Genomic DNA, 975 nt, shown 5'->3' with positions numbered 1-975 from the left:
CCGCATCGGCGAATCGATCGCCGACGACATGCTCGTCGTCGCCGCCACCCGACCGCACACTCACCACGCCGTCGACAAAGCAGCGATCGCCGAAATGTCACTCCAACTCGGCATATCCCGCTCACTCGCGCGCCGCTACGCCATCCTCGGCGCCCACCTCACCGACCTCCCCGCGACCGCCCTCGCCTTCCTCGACGGCCACATCCGGTTGTCCCGCATCGAGATCGTCGCCGACCAACTGTCGGTGCTCGACTCGTCGCTGCGGGCGCAGGCCGAACCACTCGCCCTCGAACTCGCCCGACGCACCTCCGCCGACTCCACCCTGCGCGATCAACTCGCCGAACTCGTGATCGCCCTCGACCCCGACGCCGCCGCGGATGCCCGCCGCGACTTCGCCGACCGCAACCAGAACATCCACATCCGACCCGACACACACGGACACGTCACCCTCGACGGCTGCCTACCCGCCGAACAAGGCCTCCACCTCGCCACCCGTATCTCCGCACTCATCGCCGAACGACTCTGTGCCGAGGACCCCCGCACCCCAGGCCGACGCCGCGTCGCCGCCCTCGCCGACATCCAAGGCCTGCCCGGCGCCCACCTCACCTGCCAGTGCGGCAACCCCGACTGCCCCACCACGCTATCCGACGCTGAAACAGACTGCGACACAGCACCATTCGACGATGCAGCACCGTTCGACGAGCCCGACAGCGGCGAGACCGACACAGGTGTGACTGACGCAGACGAGACACCCGCGGAGGATCTGCCCGACGCCGAGGTCGGCGCGACGTGCGATGAACCAGTCGCCGATGAGCCTGTGGTCGAGCCCGCGCAACAGACAGCGCTCGAAGTGCTCATCGACCCCGCCGGCGTCGCGATTCCACGGCTCGTCGGCTTCGGCGCAATCGACCCCGCCCACGCCGCCGAACTCGCGGCAGGCGTCATCGCACGGACCGTCGTGTTTCCCGACCTCAC

Annotated in this window: 1 pseudogene; it reads left to right on the top strand. The window is 69.0% G+C overall.

The features are described from left to right. Window positions 1–975 (top strand): annotated as a pseudogene (locus tag A5788_RS18945) (DUF222 domain-containing protein); the annotation flags it as partial.

The organism is Gordonia sp. 852002-50816_SCH5313054-c, from assembly GCF_001665925.1.
In the GTDB taxonomy this organism is placed as follows: Bacteria; Actinomycetota; Actinomycetes; order Mycobacteriales; family Mycobacteriaceae; genus Gordonia; species Gordonia jacobaea.
The sequence above is the reverse complement of the archived record's forward strand: the minus strand, read 5'-3'. Positions and strand labels throughout refer to the sequence as shown.